We start from the raw sequence: 20,034 nt of genomic DNA, 5'->3' as shown, positions 1-20,034 counted from the left end.
AATTTAAAATTGAAATCCAATCAACAGTGTTGATCTCATTTCAAGTCATTGAAAGGGGTCTACAGCCCTTCATCCAACACCTTCGACAGCATGTCGACAAAGAAATCCACACTGCGTCTGGACGTCACCATCGGCGGTTTGATCTTGAGGATGTTCAGATAGTCCCCCGTCGGCTGCATGAAAATCCCCAGCTCGCGCAGGCGATCACACAACTTCGCGGTCTCTTGCGTGGCCGGCTCCAGGGTCTGCCGATCCCGCACCAGCTCCAACCCCAGATAGAAACCCGAGCCATGCACCGCCCCCACCAGCGGATGCCGTGCGATCAACGCCTCCAGTCGCGCCTTGAAATGCCCGCCGACCACTTGGGCGTTTTCCCAGAGTTTTTCCTCTTCCATCACGTCCAGTACCGCCATGCCAATCTGGCAACTGACCGGGCTGCCGCCCGAGGACGAGAAGAAGTAGCCTTCAGCCTCCAGCGCTTCGGCAATTTCCCGGCGGGTGATCACCGCGCCCAGGGGCTGGCCGTTGCCCATGCCCTTGGCCATGGTGATGATGTCCGGCACCACGCCCTGCTCTTCAAAACCCCAGAAGAAATGCCCCATGCGGCCATAGCCGACCTGCACTTCATCGGCGATACACACCCCACCCTGGGCGCGAACCAGGGCATACACCTGCTGCAAATAGCCCGCTGGCAGGGAGATACCGCCCGCATTGCCATACACCGGCTCACAGATAAAACCCGCCAGTTGGCGCTGGCTGGCGGCGATCTTCGCCAGGTTGTGCTCGACGCTGCGCACATAATCCGGCGCACTGTGCGGGCCGCGGAATTCGCCTCGATAAGTGTTGGGCGCGGTCACGGGATGCACCCAGTCCGGCCGGCTGCTCAAGGCCTGGGGGTTGTCGGCGATCGAGGTGGACACCGCATCCGCCGCCACCGACCAGCCGTGATAGGCCTCCAGCACGCTGAGCATGTCGCGCCCGCCGCTGTAGGCCCAGGCCAGGCGGATCGCCAGGTCGTTGGCTTCGGTGCCACTGTTGACCAGGAATACGCGGTCCATGGAATCCGGCGCCAGCGCCAACAGCCGCTCGGAAAACTCGGCAATCGCGGCGTAATGAAAACGCGAGTTGGTGTTGAGCAACGACCACTGCCGTGCCGCCACCTGTGCCATGCGCGGATGGCCGTGGCCCAGCACCGCGACATTGTTGAGCATGTCCAGATAGGAACGGCCCTGCATATCAATCAGATGGTTGCGCCAGCCGCGCTCGATGTGCGGCGGGTCAACGTAATAGTGCTTTTGCGAGCGGGCGAAGCTGGCATCGCGCCGGGCCAGCAAGGCGTCTGGATCCAGCTCCGGCTCGGCGTCACAGGCAAGGCCCAGCAACGTCGCCGGGGACGGGCACAACGCCTGCCAGGCCGCAGCGCGCGATGGCGTGCAGAACAACGGCGGCTCAAGATCAGCGCGGCATAACTGCACCCGTAATGGTCCGCCAGCCTCACCCAGGACCTGGCCCTTGAGCACCGCTGCACCGGGTTGCAACGCGGGTTTCACCCCCCAGAGTCGTACATTCAGTTCCGCGCTGTGCACACATAAGCCGCCATCGGTCGTGCTGCGCAGGGTGCCGGCAAACGGTGCTTGTACGGCAGTCCCCTGGGGCGCATGCAGTTCAACGTGCAGCGCGAAGGTCTCGGGTTCGGTCGCGCAGTCAGGCAGCGTGCAGGACAGCCGATATTGACCATAACGGCTGGCCGCCAGGCCATGGACCGCTGCCGCTTGCTGTAATAGATGTTGGTCGATGCCGGGGGTTTCCCAGTTTCCCGCCTCGAAATGCGGGCTGAGCACGCCCAGGTCGATCAGTGCGAATTCGCGCCCCACCAGGCTCGGTAGCAGCGGGGCAAACCCTTCGCTGGCCAGCGGCGCCAGGCGTGTACCGACGCACGCCAGGATCGCCGCTTCCATCACTTCGAAGGGTACCGAGAGGGCAACCTGGAATATTTCCCACTCGTGCTCGGCATTCTTCAACAGGTAGGTGTTATCCGGGTCCAGGCGCTGTTGCTGTTCACTGCTCAATACCAGGACCGCCGCGCGGGCCACAATCAGCGGCCACAACGCTTGCAACTCCTGCGGTTGCAACGGAGTCAGCGCGTGATAGGCCTGGATCGCCGGCAGGATCGCAAACGGGTCACCTTCGGCGTGGTGCAGTAGCGCGGCGCAAGTCACCGACAGATCGGCAATCCGCCAGGTGTGCACCAAGTCACCGAAATCGATAACGCCCTGCACCTGCCAATGCTGCTGGGTATCGCGCTGCCACATCACATTGTCATCGGTGATGTCCATGTGCGCGGCCTGCCAGGGCAATTGATCCGCCAGGGCGCGCAGGCGCTGCTCGACCTGTACCGCGACCCGCTCCAGGGCCGCGCGCTGGGGCACGTTGTCGAGTGTCGACAATAAATGCCTGATCAGTTCCAGCGCGTGGCGCGGGTCCCATTGCAGGGTGCGCGCAAGGCCCGCATGGGTGAAGCCAGCCAATGCCTGGCTCATCTGCCCGCATAGCCGGCCGAAACCTTCGATCACCCCACGATCCAGGTGCGGCAGGTGGGTCAGCGGCTGGCCGTCGATATAGTCGAGCAACCGCAGATGCACGGCCTGCCCGGCAACCGTCACACTCAACAGTTGTTCGCCGGCGAGGGTGCTGATGACCTGGGGCACTCGGACGCTGGCGTGTGCCTGCAAGTGCGCCAGGGCGGCATGCTGGGCGTGCAACTCGATGGCCGCGTACTCGCCACGGCAGATTTTCAGGACGAAGCGGCCACGATCACTGTCGACCCGGTAATTGAGGTCTTGCTGGCTGCCCAGGGACTGCAGCGTGCCACTGAGGCCGTAATGCTGCTCAAGCAACTGCAAGGCTTGCCCAGGCTCGACCTGTGGGCACGGCAAACTGGCGCGGTGGATCAATGTATCGAGCAACATCTGACAGCCCCTGGTTTTTTATCTGGCGCTTATATCGCCATTGTTATCAGGTCTGATGCAACCCCAACCTATTGCGATTGTCTTCTTTAAGCACGCAAGCCGGGCCAATCTGACCACCGCCCCTTGCACCGCCCACCGCAAGCCCGCAAGCTATGCCCCATTCGCTCAATGTCCGTCTAAGGAAAAGGCCTCTCGACATGCGTATTCTTGTTACCGGTGGTGCCGGTTTTATCGGCTCCGCACTGATCCGCCATTTGATTCAAAACACTGAACATGAAGTTCTCAACCTCGACAAACTGACCTATGCCGGTAATCTTGAGTCGCTAACCAGCATCGCGACCAACACCCGCTATGAGTTCGTCCAGGCCGACATCATCGACCAGGCCACTGTCAGCGCAGTGCTAGCACGCTTCCAGCCCCAGGCCATCATGCACCTGGCGGCCGAATCCCACGTCGACCGCTCCATCGACGGTCCGTCGGATTTTATCCAGACCAACATCGTCGGCACCTACAGCCTGCTTGAAGCCACTCGCGCCTACTGGCAACAGTTGGCAGAGCCGGCCAAGAGCGCCTTCCGTTTCCATCACATTTCCACCGACGAAGTGTATGGCGACCTGCATGGTGTAGATGACCTGTTCACCGAAACCACGCCTTACGCGCCAAGCTCGCCTTACTCCGCCAGCAAGGCGGCGTCCGACCACCTGGTCCGCGCCTGGCAGCGCACCTACGGCTTGCCGGTGCTGCTGACCAACTGCTCGAACAACTACGGGCCGTTCCACTTCCCCGAGAAACTCATCCCGCTGGTGATCCTCAATGCCCTGGCAGGCAAAGCCCTGCCGGTGTACGGCGACGGCCTGCAAGTGCGCGACTGGTTGTTTGTCGAAGACCACGCCCGTGCGCTGCTCAAAGTGGTCACCGAAGGCGTCGTGGGCGAGACCTACAACATCGGCGGGCACAACGAGCAGAAGAACATCGATGTGGTGCGTGGCATCTGCGCACTGCTCGAAGAGCTGGCGCCACAGCGCCCGGCCGGCGTTGCCCAGTTCACCGACCTGATCACTTTCGTCAAGGATCGTCCAGGCCACGACCAGCGCTACGCTATCGATGCCAGCAAGATCGAGCGCGAACTGGGTTGGGTTCCGGAAGAAACCTTCGAGACCGGCCTGCGCAAGACCGTGCAGTGGTACCTGGATAATCTGGAATGGTGCCGTCGGGTCCAGGACGGCAGCTATCAGGGCGAACGCCTCGGCAGCACCGACGCGAAGGACCTGATTGCATGATGAAGGGAATCGTACTGGCCGGTGGCTCCGGGACACGCCTGCACCCCATTACCCTGGGGGTTTCCAAGCAGTTGCTGCCGGTGTACGACAAACCGATGATCTACTACCCGATTTCCGTGCTGATGCTGGCCGGAATCAAAGAGATCCTCGTGATTTCCACGCCGGTGGACTTGCCGCAATACCGCAATCTGCTGGGCGATGGCAGCCAGTTTGGCGTGCAGATCAGCTATGCAGAGCAACCATCGCCCGACGGCCTGGCGCAAGCCTTCCTTATCGGCGAAGCATTCATCGGCAATGACCCGGTGTGCCTGATCCTGGGCGACAACATTTTCCACGGCCAGCACTTCGGCGAGCAACTGCGCACCGCTGCCAAGCGTCCATCCGGCGCTACGGTATTCGGCTACTGGGTCAACGATCCGGAGCGTTTCGGCGTAATTGATTTCGACGGTCAAGGCCGCGCGCTTTCCATCGAAGAAAAACCTGCCAAGCCGAAGTCCAGCTATGCCGTGACCGGCCTGTACTTCTACGACAACGATGTGGTCAAGATCGCCAAGGCCGTCCAGCCATCGCCACGCGGCGAGCTGGAGATCACCGACGTCAACAATGCCTACCTCAAGCGTGGCGACCTGCATGTCGAGCGTTTCGGCCGTGGGTTCGCCTGGCTCGATACCGGCACCCATGACAGCCTCCTGGAAGCCTCGATCTATGTTCAGACCATCGAGCACCGCCAGGGCCTGAAAGTGGCTTGCCTGGAAGAGATCGCCTACGAGAACGGCTGGATCGACCGCGACCATTTGCTCGAACGGGCCAAATACTTCGGCAAGACTGGCTATGGCCAGTACCTGTTCGCCCTAGCCGGGGAAACCAAATGAATGTGAGCGGCACGCCGTTGAAAATCCTCATCACCGGCCAACACGGCCAGGTTTCCCGCGAGCTGCAACAGCGGCTCCAGGGCCTGGGGGAGTTGGTCGTGCTCGGTCGCGACCAGCTCGACCTGGCCAACCCCGAGCAGATCCGCCAACAGGTACGCAGCCATCGCCCCGGGCTGATCATCAACGCGGCGGCGCATACCGCTGTCGATCAGGCCGAGAACGAGCCCGATGTGGCCTTCGCGATCAATGCCACGGCGCCCGGTGTCCTGGCCGAGGAAGCCAAGGCCTTGGGCATCCCGCTGATCCACTACTCCACCGACTACGTGTTCGACGGCAGCAAGCCTGCGCCCTACACCGAAGACGATGTGCCCAACCCGCTGGGCGTCTACGGCGCGAGTAAACTGGCGGGCGAACAGGCCATCGCGGCGGTGGGGGGTCAGTACCTGATCCTGCGCACCAGTTGGGTGTATTCGAGCCACGGCAAGAATTTCCTGCTGACCATGCAGCGCCTGCTCCAGGAAAAACCTCACATGCGCATCGTCGCCGACCAGATCGGCGCGCCGACCTGGGCCGGGACCATCGCCAACAGCACCCGCGCCCTGATCGAGCGCTGGCAGGCTGGTCAGGCCGGGGACTGGGGCGTGTATCACCTGACAGCCCAGGGCGAAACCTCATGGTTCGGCTTTGCCCAGGCCATCGGCGAGCAACTGCTGGCCGAAGGCAAGGCGTGCGCCGCACTGGAAGGGATTCCCGCCAGTGACTACCCAACGCCGGCCAAACGCCCGTTGAACTCGCGCCTCGATTGCAGCCGCCTGCAACAACACTGGCACGTTAGCCAACCGCAATGGCGCGAAGCATTGCGCGAGTGTCTTGCACAGCAGCACTAGGCATAATGCGCCTGTACCCACAGGCGCAGACTTACATGACTCCACCCCTTCCACGCAGACCCCGCTGGCGCAGCCTGGCCTTGCTGGCATTGTGCCTGGCGCCACTGCTGTGGCCGCTGGAGCATCTGGCCGAGCGTTACTATCGCAGCGAGCTGGCCGGGCAGAACCGCCAGACCCTCGACCTGTACGTCGCCAACCTGCTGGGCACCCTGCACCGCTACGAAGTGTTGCCACAGATCCTCGGCGACCTGCCGGCCCTGCGCACCGCCCTGGCAGCGCCCCACGTCAGCACCAACCTGGTCGCCGCCAACCAATTGCTCAAGCAGGTAGCGGCCCAGGCGGGCGTGGAAGTGATGTACCTGATGGACACTCGCGGCAAGACCCTGGCCGCCTCGAACTGGGACAAACAAGACAGCTTCGTCGGCCGCAACTTTTCTTTTCGGCCTTACTTCAGTGAGGCCATGGCCGGGCGCCTGGGCCGCTTCTTCGGCCTGGGGACCACGTCGGCCAAGCGCGGGTATTTCTTCGCCGCCGCAGTCCGTGAAGACGAGCATGTGATCGGCGTGCTGGTGGTCAAGGTCGACCTGGACCACACCGAAAGCCTGTGGGGCCAGACCCCCGAGCAATTGCTGGTCACCGACCACAATGGCGTGGTGATCCTGACCTCACGCCCACAATGGCGTTTTCGCACCACCCGGCCACTGACCGAGGCCGAGCGCCAGGCCATCATCGCGATCCAGCCCTACCCGACCCGCGATCCGCAGCCCCTGAATTTCAGCTCCAGCGCCTGGCTGCGCCAATCCACCGAAATCGCCGAAACCGGCTGGAATGTGGAAATCCTCGCTCCGCGCACCTTGATCGATCGCCCCGTACGCACGGTAGTCGCGGTCGGCGGCGCGACCTTGCTGGTGCTGATGCTGCTGCTGGGCCTGATGATGCAACGCCGGCGTCATTACCTGGAACGCATTGCCTTTGAAGCCAAGGCCCGGCGCGAGCTGGAAATGCGCGTGGCCGAACGGACCAGCGACCTCGAAGGCCTCAACCGCCGCCTGCGCCAGGAAGTGCTGGAGCGCGAAAATGCCCAGCAGGAACTGGTGCGCGCCCAGGACGATCTGGTGCAGGCTGGCAAACTGTCGGCGCTGGGCACCATGTCGGCCAGCATCAGCCATGAACTCAACCAACCCCTGGCGGCCATCCGTAGTTACGCGGAAAACGCCGAGATTCTCCTCGACCACCAGCGCACCGACGATGCCCGGGGCAATCTCAAGCTGATCAGCGAACTGACCGGGCGCATGGCCTCGATCATCGCGCATTTGCGCGCGTTTGCCCGCCGCGACCGCCATGCCCCGGAAAGCGTAGCCCTGCAGCCGGCCCTGGACGATGCACTGGCGTTGCTGGCCAAGCGCCGGCGCTCCATGGAAGTGGAACTGATCCGCGATTTGCCAGAGGCATCCTTGTGGGTAGAAGCCGGGGAAACCCGCTTGCGCCAAGTGCTGGGCAACCTGCTGGCCAATGCCCTGGACGCCCTGACCGAAAAAGGTCCGCCGCGCAAACTGTGGCTGAGTGCCGAATCCACCGAACAGGGCGTCAACCTGTACATCCGCGACAACGGGCCGGGGTTCTGCATGGAGGCCCTGGGCCGCGCCGGCGAACCCTTCTACACCACCAAGACCCGCACCCAGGGCCTGGGGCTGGGCCTGGCCATCTGTGACACCCTGATGCGTGCCTTTGGTGGTGAACTGTTGTTCGCCAACCACAAGGAAGGCGGCGCACTGATAACCTTGAAACTGCGCGCCGGAGCACCCGGCGTCAGTCTGCAACCGTCCGAGGACCGCAGTGTATGAGTATCGATAACCAGATTCAGGTGGTGTTGATCGACGACGATCCACACTTGCGTCAGGCCCTGTGCCAGACCCTGGACCTGGCCGGGCTGAAAGTCCTGCCCCTTGGCGAAGCCACCGGCCTCACGGCGCGCCTGTCGCGCGACTGGCCGGGAGTGGTAGTCAGCGACATCCGCATGCCCGGCATGGATGGCCTGGAGCTGCTGGCCGAACTCCACGGCCAGGATCCGGAGTTGCCGGTGCTGCTGATCACCGGCCATGGCGACGTGCCACTGGCGGTGCAGGCGATGCGCGCCGGCGCCTATGACTTCCTCGAAAAGCCCTTTGCCAGCGACGCCCTGCTCGACAGCGTACGTCGCGCCCTGGCCCTGCGCCGATTGGTGCTGGACAACCGCAGCCTGCGCCTGGCCCTGAGCGATCGCCAGCAACTGAGCACGCGCCTGGTGGGCCAATCGGCGCCAATGCTGCGCCTGCGCGAGCAGATTGGTGCGCTGGCGGCGACCCGCGCCGATGTGCTGATCCTCGGTGAAACCGGGGCCGGCAAGGAAGTGGTGGCGCGCGCCCTGCACGACCTGTCGAACCGCCGCACCGGGCCCTTCGTTGCCATCAACGCCGGGGCGCTGGCTGAGTCCGTGGTGGAAAGCGAACTGTTCGGCCATGAACCGGGAGCATTTACCGGGGCGCAGAAGCGGCGGATCGGCAAATTCGAATTTGCCAACGGCGGCACCTTGTTCCTCGATGAAATCGAGAGCATGAGCCTGGATGTGCAGGTCAAGTTGCTGCGCCTGTTGCAGGAGCGTGTGGTCGAGCGCCTGGGGGGTAATCAACAGATCCCGCTGGATATCCGCATCATCGCCGCCACCAAGGAAGACCTGCGCCAGTCCGCCGACCAGGGCCGCTTTCGTGCTGACTTGTACTACCGCCTGAATGTCGCGCCGTTGCGCATTCCGCCCCTGCGTGAGCGTGGCGAAGATGCCTTGATGCTGTTCCAGCACTTCGCCGACGAGGCCAGCAGCCGCCACGGCCTGCCGCTGCATGAGTTACAGCCCGGCCAGCGGGCGATGCTGTTGCGCCATAACTGGCCCGGCAACGTGCGCGAGCTGCAAAACGTCGCCGAACGCTTCGCCCTTGGCCTTGAATTGGCCCTGGACAACGCACCGGACGGGCCGGCGCCCGGCGTGCCGATGTCTACCGGGGGCTTGAGCGAGCAAGTCGAGCACTTTGAAAAAGCCTTGATCGCCGCCGAGCTCGGCCGCCCCCACAGCTCCGTGCGCAGCCTGGCCGAAGCCCTGGGGGTGCCGCGCAAAACCCTGCATGACAAGCTGCGCAAGCATGGGCTGAACTTTGCCGACAGCGGTAACCAGCACGCCGATGACGAATGACCTTTCCCACCCGCCAAGAGACCGCCATGAGCCGCGATAGCCGTTACCTGGAATCGATTCTGCACCATGACATCCCCCTGACCCGGGAGATGGGTCTCAAGGTGCTCGACTGGCAGGGTCGGCAACTGCGCCTGCACTTACCCTTGCAAGCCAATATCAACCACAAGAGCACCATGTTCGGCGGCAGCCTGTACTGCGGCGCCGTGCTGGCGGGTTGGGGCTGGCTGCACCTGCAATTGCGCGAGGAAGGGATCGAAGACGGGCACATCGTGATCCAGGAAGGGCAGATCAGCTACCCGCTGCCTGTCACCCAGGACGCCACGGCGATTTGCCAGGCCCCGGAAGACAAGGTGTGGAAGCGCTTTTTGGCGACCTACAAACGCCATGGCCGGGCGCGGCTGGCGTTGCAGACGTGGATTGTGAATGAGGGCAGTGAAGAGCCGGCGGTGGCGTTTAGCGGGCAGTACGTCCTGCACCGCTAAACCCTACGGCGCAGATTAAAAGTGGGAGCGGGCTTGCTCGCGAATGCGGTGGGTCAGTGATGGATATGTTGACTGATACGGCGCATTCGCGAGCAAGCCCGCTCCCACATTTTGTTGTGCATTGCCTTCAAGAACGGGCCAGGGCCAGCAAGCGCTCGCGCCACGCAGCCTTGGCTGGCAAGGCCAGGAAGAACGGGTTCAACAGCGACGCCCGCGCCGGGTAGCTGAACGGCTGGCCATTCAACTCCAGCACTTCGCCGCCCGCGCCCTCCAGCACGCCTTGAGCGGCGGCGGTGTCCCACTGCGAAGTCGGCGCCAGGCGTGGATAGCAATCGGCGCTGCCTTCGGCCAACAGGCAAAATTTCAGGGAGCTGCCGATATTGGCCAGTTTCAAGACCCCCAACCCTTCACTCAAACCGTCGAGCAAGCGCTCCTGCTCAGGGCTGGTATGGCGACGGCTGGCAACCACGGTGAACGCCTCGCCTACGGCGGGCTTCTGCCGCACCTGGATCTGCCGGGGCGCAGCATTCACGTCGGAGCGCCACGCCCCAAGGCCGGCACCACCGAAGTAACAGCGGCCGCTAGTGGGCATCGACACCACGCCAAACACCACCCGCCCGTGTTCGATCAAGGCAATGTTGACGGTAAACTCTTCACTGCCGCTGATAAATTCCTTGGTGCCATCCAGCGGGTCCACCAGCCACCAGCGCTGCCAGCCAGCGCGCACGCTCTGGTCGATATCGGCGTCTTCTTCCGACAGCACCGGGATGCTCGGGTCCAGCGCGGTGAGGCCGGCAAGAATCAGGTGATGGGCGGCCAGGTCGGCAGCCGTGACCGGCGAATCATCTGCCTTGGCCGTCACGGCCACATCGGCGCGCCAGTACGGCAGGATGACCTCGCCGGCCTGGCGGGCCAGTTCAATCACCGGAGCAATGTACGGGTGGCCGAGGAACAATTCGCTCATGGCTGATACGCTCCGCGCTGGGTCAGCAGGTCTCGCACCAGGTACAACGCGGCCAGGGCACGGCCTTCGCTGAACTGCGCGTTCTGCGCCAGTTGCGCAAGCTCGCGCAGGTTGACCCGGTCCACGCGCATCGGCTCGGGTTCGTCACCTTCCAGGCGTTCTTCGTACAGATCGGTGGCCAGCACCACCTGGATTTTCTGGCTCATGTAGCCGGGGGAAAGGGACAGTTCGGTCAAGTGCTCCAACTGCCGTGCGCCGTAGCCCGCCTCTTCCTTGAGCTCACGGTCGGCCGCCGCCAGCACGTCTTCGCCCGGTTCGATCAGGCCCTTGGGCAAGGACAGCTCATATTCATCGGTGCCGCCGCAGTATTCTTCCACCAGCAGCGCGTGGTCAGCGTCGATCATCGCCACGATCATCACCGCGCCATACCCTGCGCCACGGCCCACCAGGCGCTCGTAGGTCCGCTCAACGCCATTGGAGAAGCGCAACTGCACTTGCTCCACGCGGAACAAACGGCTACTGGCGACAATTTCGCGGGCGAGGACGGTGGGTTTCTGGCGCATAAAGGGCTCCTTGGCGTGATCGGGTTACTATACCGTGGCTTTTCCGATTGTCTGTGTCGGATATATTTACTTACCTGCTTGAGAACCCACCATGCCTCCATTGCCCTGGTCCGATATCGATACCGTCCTGCTGGACATGGACGGCACTTTGCTCGACCTGCATTTCGACAACCACTTCTGGATGGAGCACCTGCCCCGGCGCTATGCCGAACTGCACGGGGTGAGCCAGGCCATGGCCGAGATGGAATTGCAGCCGCTATTCGAGCGTAACGCCGGACAGTTGCAATGGTATTGCCTGGACTTCTGGAGCGCCGAATTGAAGATCCCGGTGCGCGAACTCAAACTGGAAACCGCCCACCTGATCGCCCTGCGACCGGATGCCGATACTTTCCTGGCAGCCATCAAACAGGCCGGCAAACGCGTGATCCTGATCACCAATGCCCACCGCGATTCGCTGTCGTTGAAGCTGGAACGCATTGAGTTGGCGCCGTATTTCGAGCGACTGATCAGCTCCCATGACTATGGTTTTGCCAAGGAAAACCCGCAGTTCTGGGACGCATTGCAAGCAGATATCGATTTTGACCCGGCGCGCAGCCTGTTTATCGACGATACGTTGCCGATTCTGCGCAGTGCGCGGGATTTTGGCGTAGGGCATTTGCTGGCGGTCAAACAGCCGGACAGCCGCAAGGGGCCAAAGGACACGGCGGAGTTTGCTGCTGTGGGGGATTACCGGGAATTGATTTCAGGATTACCGTTGTAGAAGCGAGCTTGCTCGCGAAAAACGTCTAGACAGCGCGGATGCCCGCGTCATCGTTAACGACCTTCGCGAGCAAGCTCGCTCCTACAAGGGGACAAGCTTACTCAGGAATACGCAGTGTCTGCCCTGGGTAGATTTTGTCCGGGTGCGACAGCAGCGGCTTGTTGGCCTCGAAGATTTTGTTGTACAGGTTGGCATTGCCGTAGACCGAGAGGGAGATCGCGCTCAGGGTGTCGCCCTTTTTCACCACGACAAAGCGGGCAGCAGTAACAGCAGGGCCCGACACAGTGATTTGGTCATCCACGGTAGCCACGCCGGCAATATTGCCCAGCGCCAACAGAATCTTCTCTTTCTCTTCCTGGCTGGCGACTGTACCGGTGACCGTCACCTTGTCGCCGTCCACCGTGGTCTGCACATTCGGGTTACCCAGACCGACCTTGGCAACGTGATTCTTCAACTGCTCACTCGCGTTCGCATTACCCGGCGTCAACAGATCAACGATTTTCTCGCCGGCTTCTTTGATAAAGCTAAAAAGACTCATAGTGCGCTCTCCTTGGGATTGGGTTTCCAGATGCCAAAGACTAGACCAGTCTTACAGACCTTGGTTCCAGTCCGACCAATGACGCAAACGCGCTAGAATCCCCGCGCCATTGGAATTAAGAGCCCCGGAGCGAAGATGGACATCAAACAACTGAAATTCCTCATCGCCCTCGACGAAACCCGTCACTTCGGCCAGGCAGCCGCGCGCTGCCACATTACCCAGCCGACACTGTCGATGCGCCTGCGCAGCCTGGAAGAAGAGCTGGAACTGCCGCTGGTCAATCGCGGCCAGCGCTTTGAGGGCTTTACCGCCCCCGGCGAACGAGTGCTGGCGTGGGCCCGTACAGTGCTGGCGGCCTATGACGGCCTGCAGGCCGAGGCGGCAGCCTGCCGGGGCAACCTGGTGGGGACATTGCGCCTGGGCGTGGTGCCGCTGTCGAGCTTTGACCCACTGGCCTTGATGCAACAGCTGCACAAGCAACACCCCAGCCTGCGCTTTGAGTTGTCGGCGTTGAGTTCTGAACAGATCCTTGAGCAACTGGCGAGCAATCGCCTGGACCTGGGCGTGTCCTACCTTGAGCGCCTGGACGCCGAGCGCTTTGACTCCCTGGCCCTGGACGAAACCCGCATGGGTTTGCTGTACGACCAACGGTTCTTCAGTTTTGGCGAAAGGCCCCTGAGCTGGGAGGCGCTGATCGAGCTGCCTCTGGGCATGCTCACCAGCGGCATGCACTTTCGCCAGTCCATCGACCATAACTTCCACAGCCGGGGCCTGACGCCACAACCGTTGCTGCAAACCGATGCCGTCCATCAGTTGCTGCAGGCCGTGCACGGCGGCCTGTGTTGTGCGGTGATGCCCCTGGACGGCGGCCTCGACGCCCTGACCGAACACCTGCGGCTGCAACCCATCGAAAACGCGCAAACCCTGGCCAAACTGGGGCTGATCATGCGCCGCAGCGCGCCGCGTTCGGCACTGGCCGAGGCGTGTTTCGCGCTGTATCAGTAATCGCTGCTGGAATCTTGATCGACGTCATCTATCGGTAGATCAGTACTGACGATTAGACGCGACCCTTTGTCGCGCCTAGTCTTCACCCTGAACACTTCGCCGGTGACTAGACTTCATGAACGCCCAGCGCCCAGCCTGCGCGGCGCCCGCCCTGACAACGCCCGCGCCCACCGCCAGCCAGAGTTATCAGTACTGCAACCTCGAACACACGGAATCGGCCAGTACTGCACTGGCCGAGGAAGTCGCGTTGGCGATTGCCTATAACGACATCAGCCAGGCCGTGATGCTGGTGACCCCGACCGACCTTGAAGACTTTATTGTCGGTTTCAGCCTGGGCAGCGGCATCATCAGTGACATCAGCGATATCTACGACCTGCAACTGAGCGGTGCAGGCTCGGCCCAGTACGCCCAGGTACAGATCTCCAGCCGCGCCTTCTGGAACCTCAAGCAACAGCGCCGGCAACTGGCCGGCACCAGCGGCTGCGGCCTGTGTGGCGTGGAAGCAGTAGAGCAGGCGCTACCGGACCTCAAGGTGTTGCCTGGCGCGCCATTGCCGCCTGCCGCGTGGCTGGAGGGCTTGCGCCAGCGCATCAGCGCCTTTCAGCCATTGGGCCAGTACAGCGGCGCGGTGCACGCGGCGGTATTCATGAATGACCAGGGCGAACTGCTGCTGGGCCGCGAAGACATCGGCCGGCATAACGCCCTCGACAAACTGATCGGCGCCCTGGTCCGCCAGCGCATCCCGACAGCAGGCGGCGTGGCAATTGTCACCAGCCGTTGCAGCCTCGAATTGATCCAGAAAGTCCTGCGCGCAGGCATCCAGACCCTCGTCAGCCTGTCGTCGCCCACCGGCCTGGCCCTGCAATGGGCGCGTCGGCACAACCTCAACCTTATCCACCTGCCGCAAAAAAGCGCGCCGCGGGTCTACAGCCCTGCGATGGAGTACCAGCCATGAGCAATCATCACCAAGCCGACCAAACCCCAACCCCGCGCTACAAGCCCTATAAAGGCCCGGCTGGCGGCTGGGGCGCGCTGATCAGCGTGGCGCAGGCGTGGCTGACCAGCGATAACGCGCTGAAAAACCTGCGCATGATGCTCAAGACCAACCAGAACGGCGGCTTCGACTGTCCAGGTTGCGCCTGGGGCGACTCGCCGGAAAGCGGCATGGTCAAGTTCTGCGAGAACGGCGCCAAGGCGGTCAACTGGGAAGCCACCAAGCGCCGGGTCGATGCCGCGTTCTTCGCCAAACACAGCGTCAGCGCGCTGCTGGAGCAAAGCGACTACTGGCTGGAATACCAGGGCCGCCTGACCGAGCCGATGAGCTATGACGCCGAGACCGACCGCTACAAGCCCATCAGTTGGGAAGCGGCCTTCGACCTGATCGGCCAGCACTTGCAAGCCCTGCCAAGCCCGGACATGGCCGAGTTCTACACCTCGGGCCGCGCCAGCAATGAAGCGGCCTACCTGTATCAACTGTTCGTGCGGGCCTACGGCACCAACAACTTTCCCGACTGCTCGAACATGTGCCACGAAGCCAGCGGTGTGGCCCTGGCGCAAAGCGTGGGCGTGGGTAAAGGCACGGTGACGTTTGACGATTTCGAGCACGCCGACGCGATTTTTGTCTGGGGGCAGAACCCCGGCACCAACCACCCACGCATGCTTGAACCGCTGCGCGAAGCAGTGAAGCGCGGCGCCCAGGTGGTGTGTATCAACCCGCTCAAGGAGCGTGGCCTGGAACGCTTCCAAAACCCGCAACATCCGCTGGAAATGCTCACCAACGGCGACAAGCCAACCAACACTGCGTATTTCCGTCCGGCACTGGGTGGCGACATGGCCATCCTGCGCGGCATGGCCAAGTTCCTGCTGCTGTGGGAGCGCCAGGCCCAGGCCGAAGGCAAGGACGCGGTGTTCGACCACGACTTCCTCAATGAACACACGGTCAATGTGCTGGATTACCTGGCGAAGATCGACGACACCTCTTGGGAAGAGATCGTCGAACAGTCCGGCCTGCCACTGGTCGAGATCGAACAAGCCGCGCGGATGTATGCCAAAGGCAAGAACGTGATCATGTGCTGGGCGATGGGCATCACCCAGCATCGGCACTCGGTGCCGACCATCCAGGAAATCGCCAACCTGATGCTGCTGCGCGGCAACATCGGCCGCCCTGGTGCCGGCCTGTGCCCGGTACGCGGCCACAGTAACGTGCAGGGCGACCGCACCATGGGAATCAACGAACGGCCGCCCGTGGCCTTCCTCGATGCCCTGGAACGCCGTTTCCAATTCAAGGTACCCCGTGACAATGGGCATAACGTGGTCGAAGCGATCCACGCCATGCTTGAAGGCCGTGCCAAAGTGTTTATCGGCCTGGGCGGCAACTTCGCCCAAGCCACGCCTGACAGCCCACGCACCTTCCAGGCCCTGAGCAACTGCGACCTGACGGTGCAGATCAGCACCAAGCTCAACCGCAGCCACCTGGCCCACGGCAAACAAGCCTTGATCCTGCCGTGCCTGGGCCGCACCGACATTGATATTCAAGCCGACGGCCCGCAGGCGGTGACCGTGGAAGACTCGTTCAGCATGGTGCACGGCTCCAATGGCCAGCTGCAGCCGCTGTCGAAGCTGATGAAGTCGGAACCGGCGATTCTGGCGGGTATCGCCGCCGCTACGCTGGGCAGCAAACCCGTGGACTGGAACTGGCTGGTGGCCGACTACCGCCGCATCCGCGACTTGATCGCCGATACCATTCCCGGCTTCAAGGACTTCAACGAGCGCGTGCAGCATCCAGGCGGTTTCTACCTGGGCAACAGCGCCGGCGCACGCCGCTGGAACACGCCGTCAGGGCGTGCCAATTTCCGCGCCAATATCCTGCCCAAGGACTTGGTGCATGAACGCACCCGCGCCACTGGCCAATTGCCCGACCTGATCATGCAATCCATGCGTTCCCACGATCAGTACAACACCACCATCTATGGCCTGGATGACCGCTATCGTGGGGTCAAGGGCCAGCGTGATGTGCTGTTCGTCAACGAAGCCGACATCATCCGCCTGGGCTTCAAGCCAGGGCAGAAGGCCGATATCGTGTCGATCTGGGATGATGGACGCGAACGCCGGGTCAAGGGTTTTACCTTGCTGGCATTCGATATTCCGGCGGGGCAGGCGGCGGCCTACTACCCGGAGGTCAACCCGCTGGTGCCGTTGGAAAGCACTGGGGATGGTAGCCATACGCCTACTTCCAAGTTCGTGGCGATTCGCCTGGAAGCGGCCAGTGAGAATGGTTTGATCATGGCCAAAACCGCCTGATCGTTCCTGGCACAAAAAAGGCCGCTTTTGCATAAAAGCGGCCATTGCGAAGTAGTTAAAGACCGGCAAAAACGACTTAAGTTCCCCTGCTAAAACAGTAACTTAGCTAATTGTATACAACCCGCACCACTGGTCGGAATTCGATTGCCAGAAAATTCTCACAACCTCAGGATCGCGCCGTCATCCTCTTGAGGTTCCCCTATGAAGTTCTCCTCGATTCTCTTGTTGTCCCTTGGCCTGGTCAGTGGCGCAGCCATGGCCGGTGGCACCACCGAAGCCGGTGTAGGCGGCGCATTGGGCGGGGTTCTAGGTTCAGTCGTCGGCCAACAGCTTGGCGGCAATACCGGTTCGGCCATTGGTGCAGCCCTGGGCGGCGCCGGCGGCAGCGCAGTAGGTGCTGACAAACGCAGCCGTGGTGAGGCCGCCATCGGTGGTGCACTGGGCGCAGCGGGCGGCAACGTGGTCGGACGCAGTGTCGGCGGCAGCACCGGCAGCCTGATCGGCGCGGCAGCAGGCGGTGGTGCCGGCGGCGCGCTGGGCAACTACATGGGCAACAAGAGCGATGACGACGACCGTCGCTATCGCGATCGCGGGCGTGATGACCGTCGTTACTACCGTGACGACCACCCAGGTCGCGGTCATGCCTATGGCCATCGCAAGAACAAGCATCACTACCGTCACCGGTAAAACCTAAAGAACACCGCAGAACCCTTGTGGGAGCGGGCTTGCTCGCTCCCACATTTGCTTCGGTGGCGTTTACGCGTTCGGGGTCAGATCACCAACCGCTGCAACGCCTCGCGCAACACCCCCGCAATCGCCACCGGCTGGTTTGTCGCCCGGTCCACAAACACATGAACAAACCTCCCCGCCGCACAGGCTTCGTCTTCACCGGCCTTGAACACAGCCAATTCATACTGCACTGAACTGTTGCCCAACTTGCCCACCCGCAGGCCAATGTCGAGGCGGTCGGGAAAGGCAATCGAGGCGAAATAGTCGCACGCCGAACTCACCACAAACCCCACCACCTTGCCGTCATGGATATCCAACCCGCCCTGCTCGATCAGGTAGGTGTTCACTGCCGTGTCGAAGAAGCTGTAATAGGTGACGTTATTCACATGGCCGTACACGTCATTGTCGTGCCAGCGCGTAATGATCGGCTGGAAGTGACGGTAGTCGGCACGCTGTGGCGTTGAGTCTGGCATGGACAAGTCTCGTTGAAGTTGATTTACACGTTGCTCAAGTGCGCCTCGGCCCATTTCCGCACCTCGGCATACGGATACTCTTCCAGCGCAGCAAAGCCCGGAATCCCCCGGGCCTTGAGCTTGGTAAACAACGGCACGCTGATCCCACACAAGAACCGCGTCAGGCGCTCAGCACCCGGCAAACTGCCGGTGTGCTGATGATGCCTGTGGATAAAATCGCCGCACAATCCCTGAAAGTGTTTATCCACAAGCGGCGCCAGGCCAGGGGGAGATGGCAAGTGGGCGATTTGTCCATGACAAACCGAGCAATGCCCGCACTGCCGGGGCGCATCTGCATCACCAAAATACTCTGCCAACCGAAAACCCAGGCAACGCTCGCTGGCGAACAGTGCCAGCATCCCATGAATCCGCGCCACTTCTGTGGCCTCATGCTGCTTGAAGCTTGTGTATAACTCGGCGCTCAAGGCCAGGGGATCAAACCCGGTGTCGAGCAGGCTGTAGACCTCGGTCATCTGCTTGCTCTCCAGTTCGATCAGCCCCAGCTCCTGGAAATAGTCCAGCGCCTTGACCACCCGGCCACGCTCGGCCTGGTGCTGCTGATACAGCGCGTCGAAATCTACGGTGGCCCAACTCCTGGCCCGCTTGCACACCTGGATGATCGCGGCGACGAACTGCTGCCGCTCACCGGAAAAACGCGCCAGCAATACCTCCGGCTCCACCAGGTACTTGAAACGATACTCAGCGTAAAACGCGTAGCGTGGTGCGATCACCCCCTTGAGCTCCAACTGCACCAGCAAGGTCTTGAGCGGTAGCTCGCGGATATTGCTCAGGTCCGCCAGCGCTCGCAGCAGGAACTCCCATTGCCCTTCGTCACGGGCCGCCAGCAAGTCCTCCAGCACAAGCCGGATGCCTGCCTGCTCCGGCGTATCGCCGTACACGAAGTTCTCCAGCACATTGAGGCTGTCACGATTGGCCAGCACCAGGCACTCGGAAGGCTGGCCATCACGACCGGCACGCCCGATTTCCTGGCTGTAGTTTTCGATGGATTTTGGCAGGTCGAAATGCACGACGTTGCGGATGTCACTCTTGTCGATGCCCATGCCAAACGCGATGGTGGCGACGATGCAATTGGACTGGCCGCCCATGAACCGGCGCTGGATACCCTCGCGTTTATCGTGAGGCAAACCTGCGTGATAGGCCTCGGCCTGGATGCCATGGCGATTCAGATGTTCGGCGATCTGCTCGGCGGTTTTCTGCAAGGTGACATAGACGATGCTCGGCTGGTTGGGCCGCGCGCCCATCCACTCCACCAGGCGCCGGCGCTTGTCCATGCCCGTGACCGGCTCCACCCACAGATTGAGGTTGGGCCGGTAGAAGCCGGTGGTGATCACGTCAGCGGGGGCGATAGCAAACTTGACCTGCATGTCGGCAATCACCTTGGGTGTCGCGGTGGCCGTCAACAACAGTGCCTGGGGAATCTTGAACTGGCGCTGGTAGTCGGGGAGCTTCAGGTAGTCCGGGCGGAAGTTGTGGCCCCACTCGGAGATGCAGTGCGCTTCATCCACCACCAGCAACGAAATCGAAACACTGTGCAAAAAGTTGCGAAAGCGCTCGTTCTTCAGGCGCTCCACGGAAATCATCAGGATTTTCAGCTCGCCGGAGCGGGCACGAGCCATGACGTCATTGGCTTCATCGCGACTTTGCGCCGAATCGATGCTGCCGGCCGAAATACCATGACGCTGTAAAAAGCCCAACTGGTCCTGCATCAACGCCAACAGCGGCGACACCACCAACGTCAGGTGCGGCAGCAATACGGCTGAGAGCTGATAACAGAGGGATTTACCGGAACCGGTGGGAAAGATCGCCGCCGCCGAACGACCGGCCAACACGGCGCTGACAGCCGCTTCCTGGCCCGGGCGAAACTGTGGGTAACCAAAGACCTGCTGGAGGGTGTCGTGCATAAGCTGTCACTCCATTGACCGCTGAACA

17 protein-coding genes are annotated in these 20,034 nt (G+C 62.1%); 11 read left to right on the top strand and 6 right to left on the bottom strand.

From position 1 onward, the window contains the following. Nucleotides 1–59 precede the first annotated feature (59 nt). A complete protein-coding gene (locus KL786_RS11330) occupies nt 60–2,969 on the bottom strand; it encodes an aminotransferase (protein ID WP_215517675.1) in 2,910 nt (969 codons plus the stop codon). A gap of 197 nt (nt 2,970–3,166) precedes the next feature. On the opposite strand from KL786_RS11330, the gene rfbB reads away from it, so the two are divergent. Genes rfbB through KL786_RS11300 form a run of 6 tightly spaced genes read left to right on the top strand, consistent with a single transcriptional unit; the run spans nt 3,167 to nt 9,713 of the window. After that, nucleotides 3,167–4,249 carry a dTDP-glucose 4,6-dehydratase gene (gene rfbB, locus KL786_RS11325; RefSeq protein ID WP_154907186.1) on the top strand — a complete coding sequence of 361 codons (1,083 nt, stop codon included), beginning with the start codon at nt 3,167–3,169 and terminating at the stop codon, nt 4,247–4,249. Beyond that, nucleotides 4,246–5,121, top strand: a complete 876-nt coding sequence (gene rfbA, locus KL786_RS11320; RefSeq protein ID WP_215517674.1) for a glucose-1-phosphate thymidylyltransferase RfbA — start codon at nt 4,246–4,248, stop codon at nt 5,119–5,121. Before rfbB ends, rfbA begins: the two co-directional genes overlap by 4 nt. Continuing rightward, on the top strand, nt 5,118–6,008 hold the full coding sequence (gene rfbD, locus KL786_RS11315) for a dTDP-4-dehydrorhamnose reductase (protein WP_252193698.1): 891 nt from the start codon (nt 5,118–5,120) through the stop codon (nt 6,006–6,008). Before rfbA ends, rfbD begins: the two co-directional genes overlap by 4 nt. Before the next feature lie 35 nt (nt 6,009–6,043). Beyond that, nucleotides 6,044–7,852 carry a sensor histidine kinase gene (locus KL786_RS11310; RefSeq protein WP_032856624.1) on the top strand — a complete coding sequence of 603 codons (1,809 nt, stop codon included), beginning with the start codon at nt 6,044–6,046 and terminating at the stop codon, nt 7,850–7,852. Then, complete coding sequence (locus tag KL786_RS11305; protein ID WP_215517673.1) at nt 7,849–9,231, top strand: sigma-54-dependent transcriptional regulator; 1,383 nt, start codon at nt 7,849–7,851, stop codon at nt 9,229–9,231. The genes KL786_RS11310 and KL786_RS11305 overlap by 4 nt, the downstream gene beginning before the upstream one ends. Before the next feature lie 26 nt (nt 9,232–9,257). Then, the gene (locus tag KL786_RS11300) at nt 9,258–9,713 is read left to right on the top strand and encodes a thioesterase domain-containing protein (protein WP_215517672.1); all 456 of its coding nucleotides are present in this window, start codon (nt 9,258–9,260) and stop codon (nt 9,711–9,713) included. A gap of 127 nt (nt 9,714–9,840) precedes the next feature. On the opposite strand, the gene cysQ is transcribed toward KL786_RS11300, so the two are convergent. Together cysQ and nudE are read right to left on the bottom strand one after the other, a co-directional pair. Beyond that, a complete protein-coding gene (gene cysQ, locus KL786_RS11295) occupies nt 9,841–10,677 on the bottom strand; it encodes a 3'(2'),5'-bisphosphate nucleotidase CysQ (protein ID WP_215517671.1) in 837 nt (278 codons plus the stop codon). Continuing rightward, nucleotides 10,674–11,240: an ADP compounds hydrolase NudE gene (gene nudE, locus KL786_RS11290; protein ID WP_032856596.1), complete on the bottom strand. Its 567-nt coding sequence runs from the start codon at nt 11,238–11,240 to the stop codon at nt 10,674–10,676. Before nudE ends, cysQ begins: the two co-directional genes overlap by 4 nt. 91 nt (nt 11,241–11,331) lie before the next feature. On the opposite strand from nudE, the gene yrfG reads away from it, so the two are divergent. Beyond that, nucleotides 11,332–12,000: a GMP/IMP nucleotidase gene (gene yrfG / locus KL786_RS11285; RefSeq protein WP_032856595.1), complete on the top strand. Its 669-nt coding sequence runs from the start codon at nt 11,332–11,334 to the stop codon at nt 11,998–12,000. Between the two features lie 97 nt (nt 12,001–12,097). Here yrfG and lysM read toward each other — a convergent pair whose 3' ends face one another. Next, complete coding sequence (gene lysM, locus KL786_RS11280) at nt 12,098–12,538, bottom strand: peptidoglycan-binding protein LysM (protein WP_215517670.1); 441 nt, start codon at nt 12,536–12,538, stop codon at nt 12,098–12,100. Nucleotides 12,539–12,673: 135 nt separating this feature from the next. On the opposite strand from lysM, the gene KL786_RS11275 reads away from it, so the two are divergent. From KL786_RS11275 to KL786_RS11260, 4 genes are all read left to right on the top strand, one after another. Then, nucleotides 12,674–13,543, top strand: a complete 870-nt coding sequence (locus KL786_RS11275) for a LysR family transcriptional regulator (RefSeq protein WP_032856593.1) — start codon at nt 12,674–12,676, stop codon at nt 13,541–13,543. Between the two features lie 115 nt (nt 13,544–13,658). Then, nucleotides 13,659–14,498 (top strand): formate dehydrogenase accessory sulfurtransferase FdhD, encoded by an 840-nt coding sequence (gene fdhD, locus KL786_RS11270; RefSeq protein WP_215517669.1) that lies wholly within the window; start codon nt 13,659–13,661, stop codon nt 14,496–14,498. Continuing rightward, nucleotides 14,495–16,843, top strand: coding sequence for an FdhF/YdeP family oxidoreductase (locus KL786_RS11265; protein WP_215517668.1), 2,349 nt, complete (start codon nt 14,495–14,497; stop codon nt 16,841–16,843). The genes fdhD and KL786_RS11265 overlap by 4 nt, the downstream gene beginning before the upstream one ends. A gap of 201 nt (nt 16,844–17,044) precedes the next feature. Next, complete coding sequence (locus KL786_RS11260; protein ID WP_032856590.1) at nt 17,045–17,530, top strand: glycine zipper domain-containing protein; 486 nt, start codon at nt 17,045–17,047, stop codon at nt 17,528–17,530. An 83-nt stretch (nt 17,531–17,613) separates the two neighbouring features. Here the strand turns inward: KL786_RS11260 and KL786_RS11255 are convergent, their stop codons facing one another. Both KL786_RS11255 and KL786_RS11250 read right to left on the bottom strand, forming a co-directional pair. Further along, nucleotides 17,614–18,045: an acyl-CoA thioesterase gene (locus tag KL786_RS11255; protein ID WP_065944485.1), complete on the bottom strand. Its 432-nt coding sequence runs from the start codon at nt 18,043–18,045 to the stop codon at nt 17,614–17,616. 23 nt (nt 18,046–18,068) lie between these two features. Continuing rightward, nucleotides 18,069–20,006, bottom strand: a complete 1,938-nt coding sequence (locus KL786_RS11250) for a RecQ family ATP-dependent DNA helicase (protein ID WP_215517667.1) — start codon at nt 20,004–20,006, stop codon at nt 18,069–18,071. Nucleotides 20,007–20,034: the final 28 nt, after the last annotated feature.

This window comes from Pseudomonas sp. TAE6080 (assembly GCF_018732265.1).
GTDB lineage: Bacteria > Pseudomonadota > Gammaproteobacteria > Pseudomonadales > Pseudomonadaceae > Aquipseudomonas > Aquipseudomonas brenneri.
Note: the sequence above shows the minus strand (reverse complement) of the source record. Positions and strands in the feature narration are given on the sequence as shown.

Bases quoted from the DNA above. Each gene is read 5' to 3' on its own strand.
- KL786_RS11330 (WP_215517675.1), bottom strand. From the start codon at position 2,969: ATGTTGCTCGATACATTGATCCACCGCGCCAGTTTGCCGTGCCCACAG.
- rfbB (WP_154907186.1), top strand. From the start codon at position 3,167: ATGCGTATTCTTGTTACCGGTGGTGCCGGTTTTATCGGCTCCGCACTG.
- rfbA (WP_215517674.1), top strand. From the start codon at position 4,246: ATGATGAAGGGAATCGTACTGGCCGGTGGCTCCGGGACACGCCTGCAC.
- rfbD (WP_252193698.1), top strand. From the start codon at position 5,118: ATGAATGTGAGCGGCACGCCGTTGAAAATCCTCATCACCGGCCAACAC.
- KL786_RS11310 (WP_032856624.1), top strand. From the start codon at position 6,044: ATGACTCCACCCCTTCCACGCAGACCCCGCTGGCGCAGCCTGGCCTTG.
- KL786_RS11305 (WP_215517673.1), top strand. From the start codon at position 7,849: ATGAGTATCGATAACCAGATTCAGGTGGTGTTGATCGACGACGATCCA.
- KL786_RS11300 (WP_215517672.1), top strand. From the start codon at position 9,258: ATGAGCCGCGATAGCCGTTACCTGGAATCGATTCTGCACCATGACATC.
- cysQ (WP_215517671.1), bottom strand. From the start codon at position 10,677: ATGAGCGAATTGTTCCTCGGCCACCCGTACATTGCTCCGGTGATTGAA.
- nudE (WP_032856596.1), bottom strand. From the start codon at position 11,240: ATGCGCCAGAAACCCACCGTCCTCGCCCGCGAAATTGTCGCCAGTAGC.
- yrfG (WP_032856595.1), top strand. From the start codon at position 11,332: ATGCCTCCATTGCCCTGGTCCGATATCGATACCGTCCTGCTGGACATG.
- lysM (WP_215517670.1), bottom strand. From the start codon at position 12,538: ATGAGTCTTTTTAGCTTTATCAAAGAAGCCGGCGAGAAAATCGTTGAT.
- KL786_RS11275 (WP_032856593.1), top strand. From the start codon at position 12,674: ATGGACATCAAACAACTGAAATTCCTCATCGCCCTCGACGAAACCCGT.
- fdhD (WP_215517669.1), top strand. From the start codon at position 13,659: ATGAACGCCCAGCGCCCAGCCTGCGCGGCGCCCGCCCTGACAACGCCC.
- KL786_RS11265 (WP_215517668.1), top strand. From the start codon at position 14,495: ATGAGCAATCATCACCAAGCCGACCAAACCCCAACCCCGCGCTACAAG.
- KL786_RS11260 (WP_032856590.1), top strand. From the start codon at position 17,045: ATGAAGTTCTCCTCGATTCTCTTGTTGTCCCTTGGCCTGGTCAGTGGC.
- KL786_RS11255 (WP_065944485.1), bottom strand. From the start codon at position 18,045: ATGCCAGACTCAACGCCACAGCGTGCCGACTACCGTCACTTCCAGCCG.
- KL786_RS11250 (WP_215517667.1), bottom strand. From the start codon at position 20,006: ATGCACGACACCCTCCAGCAGGTCTTTGGTTACCCACAGTTTCGCCCG.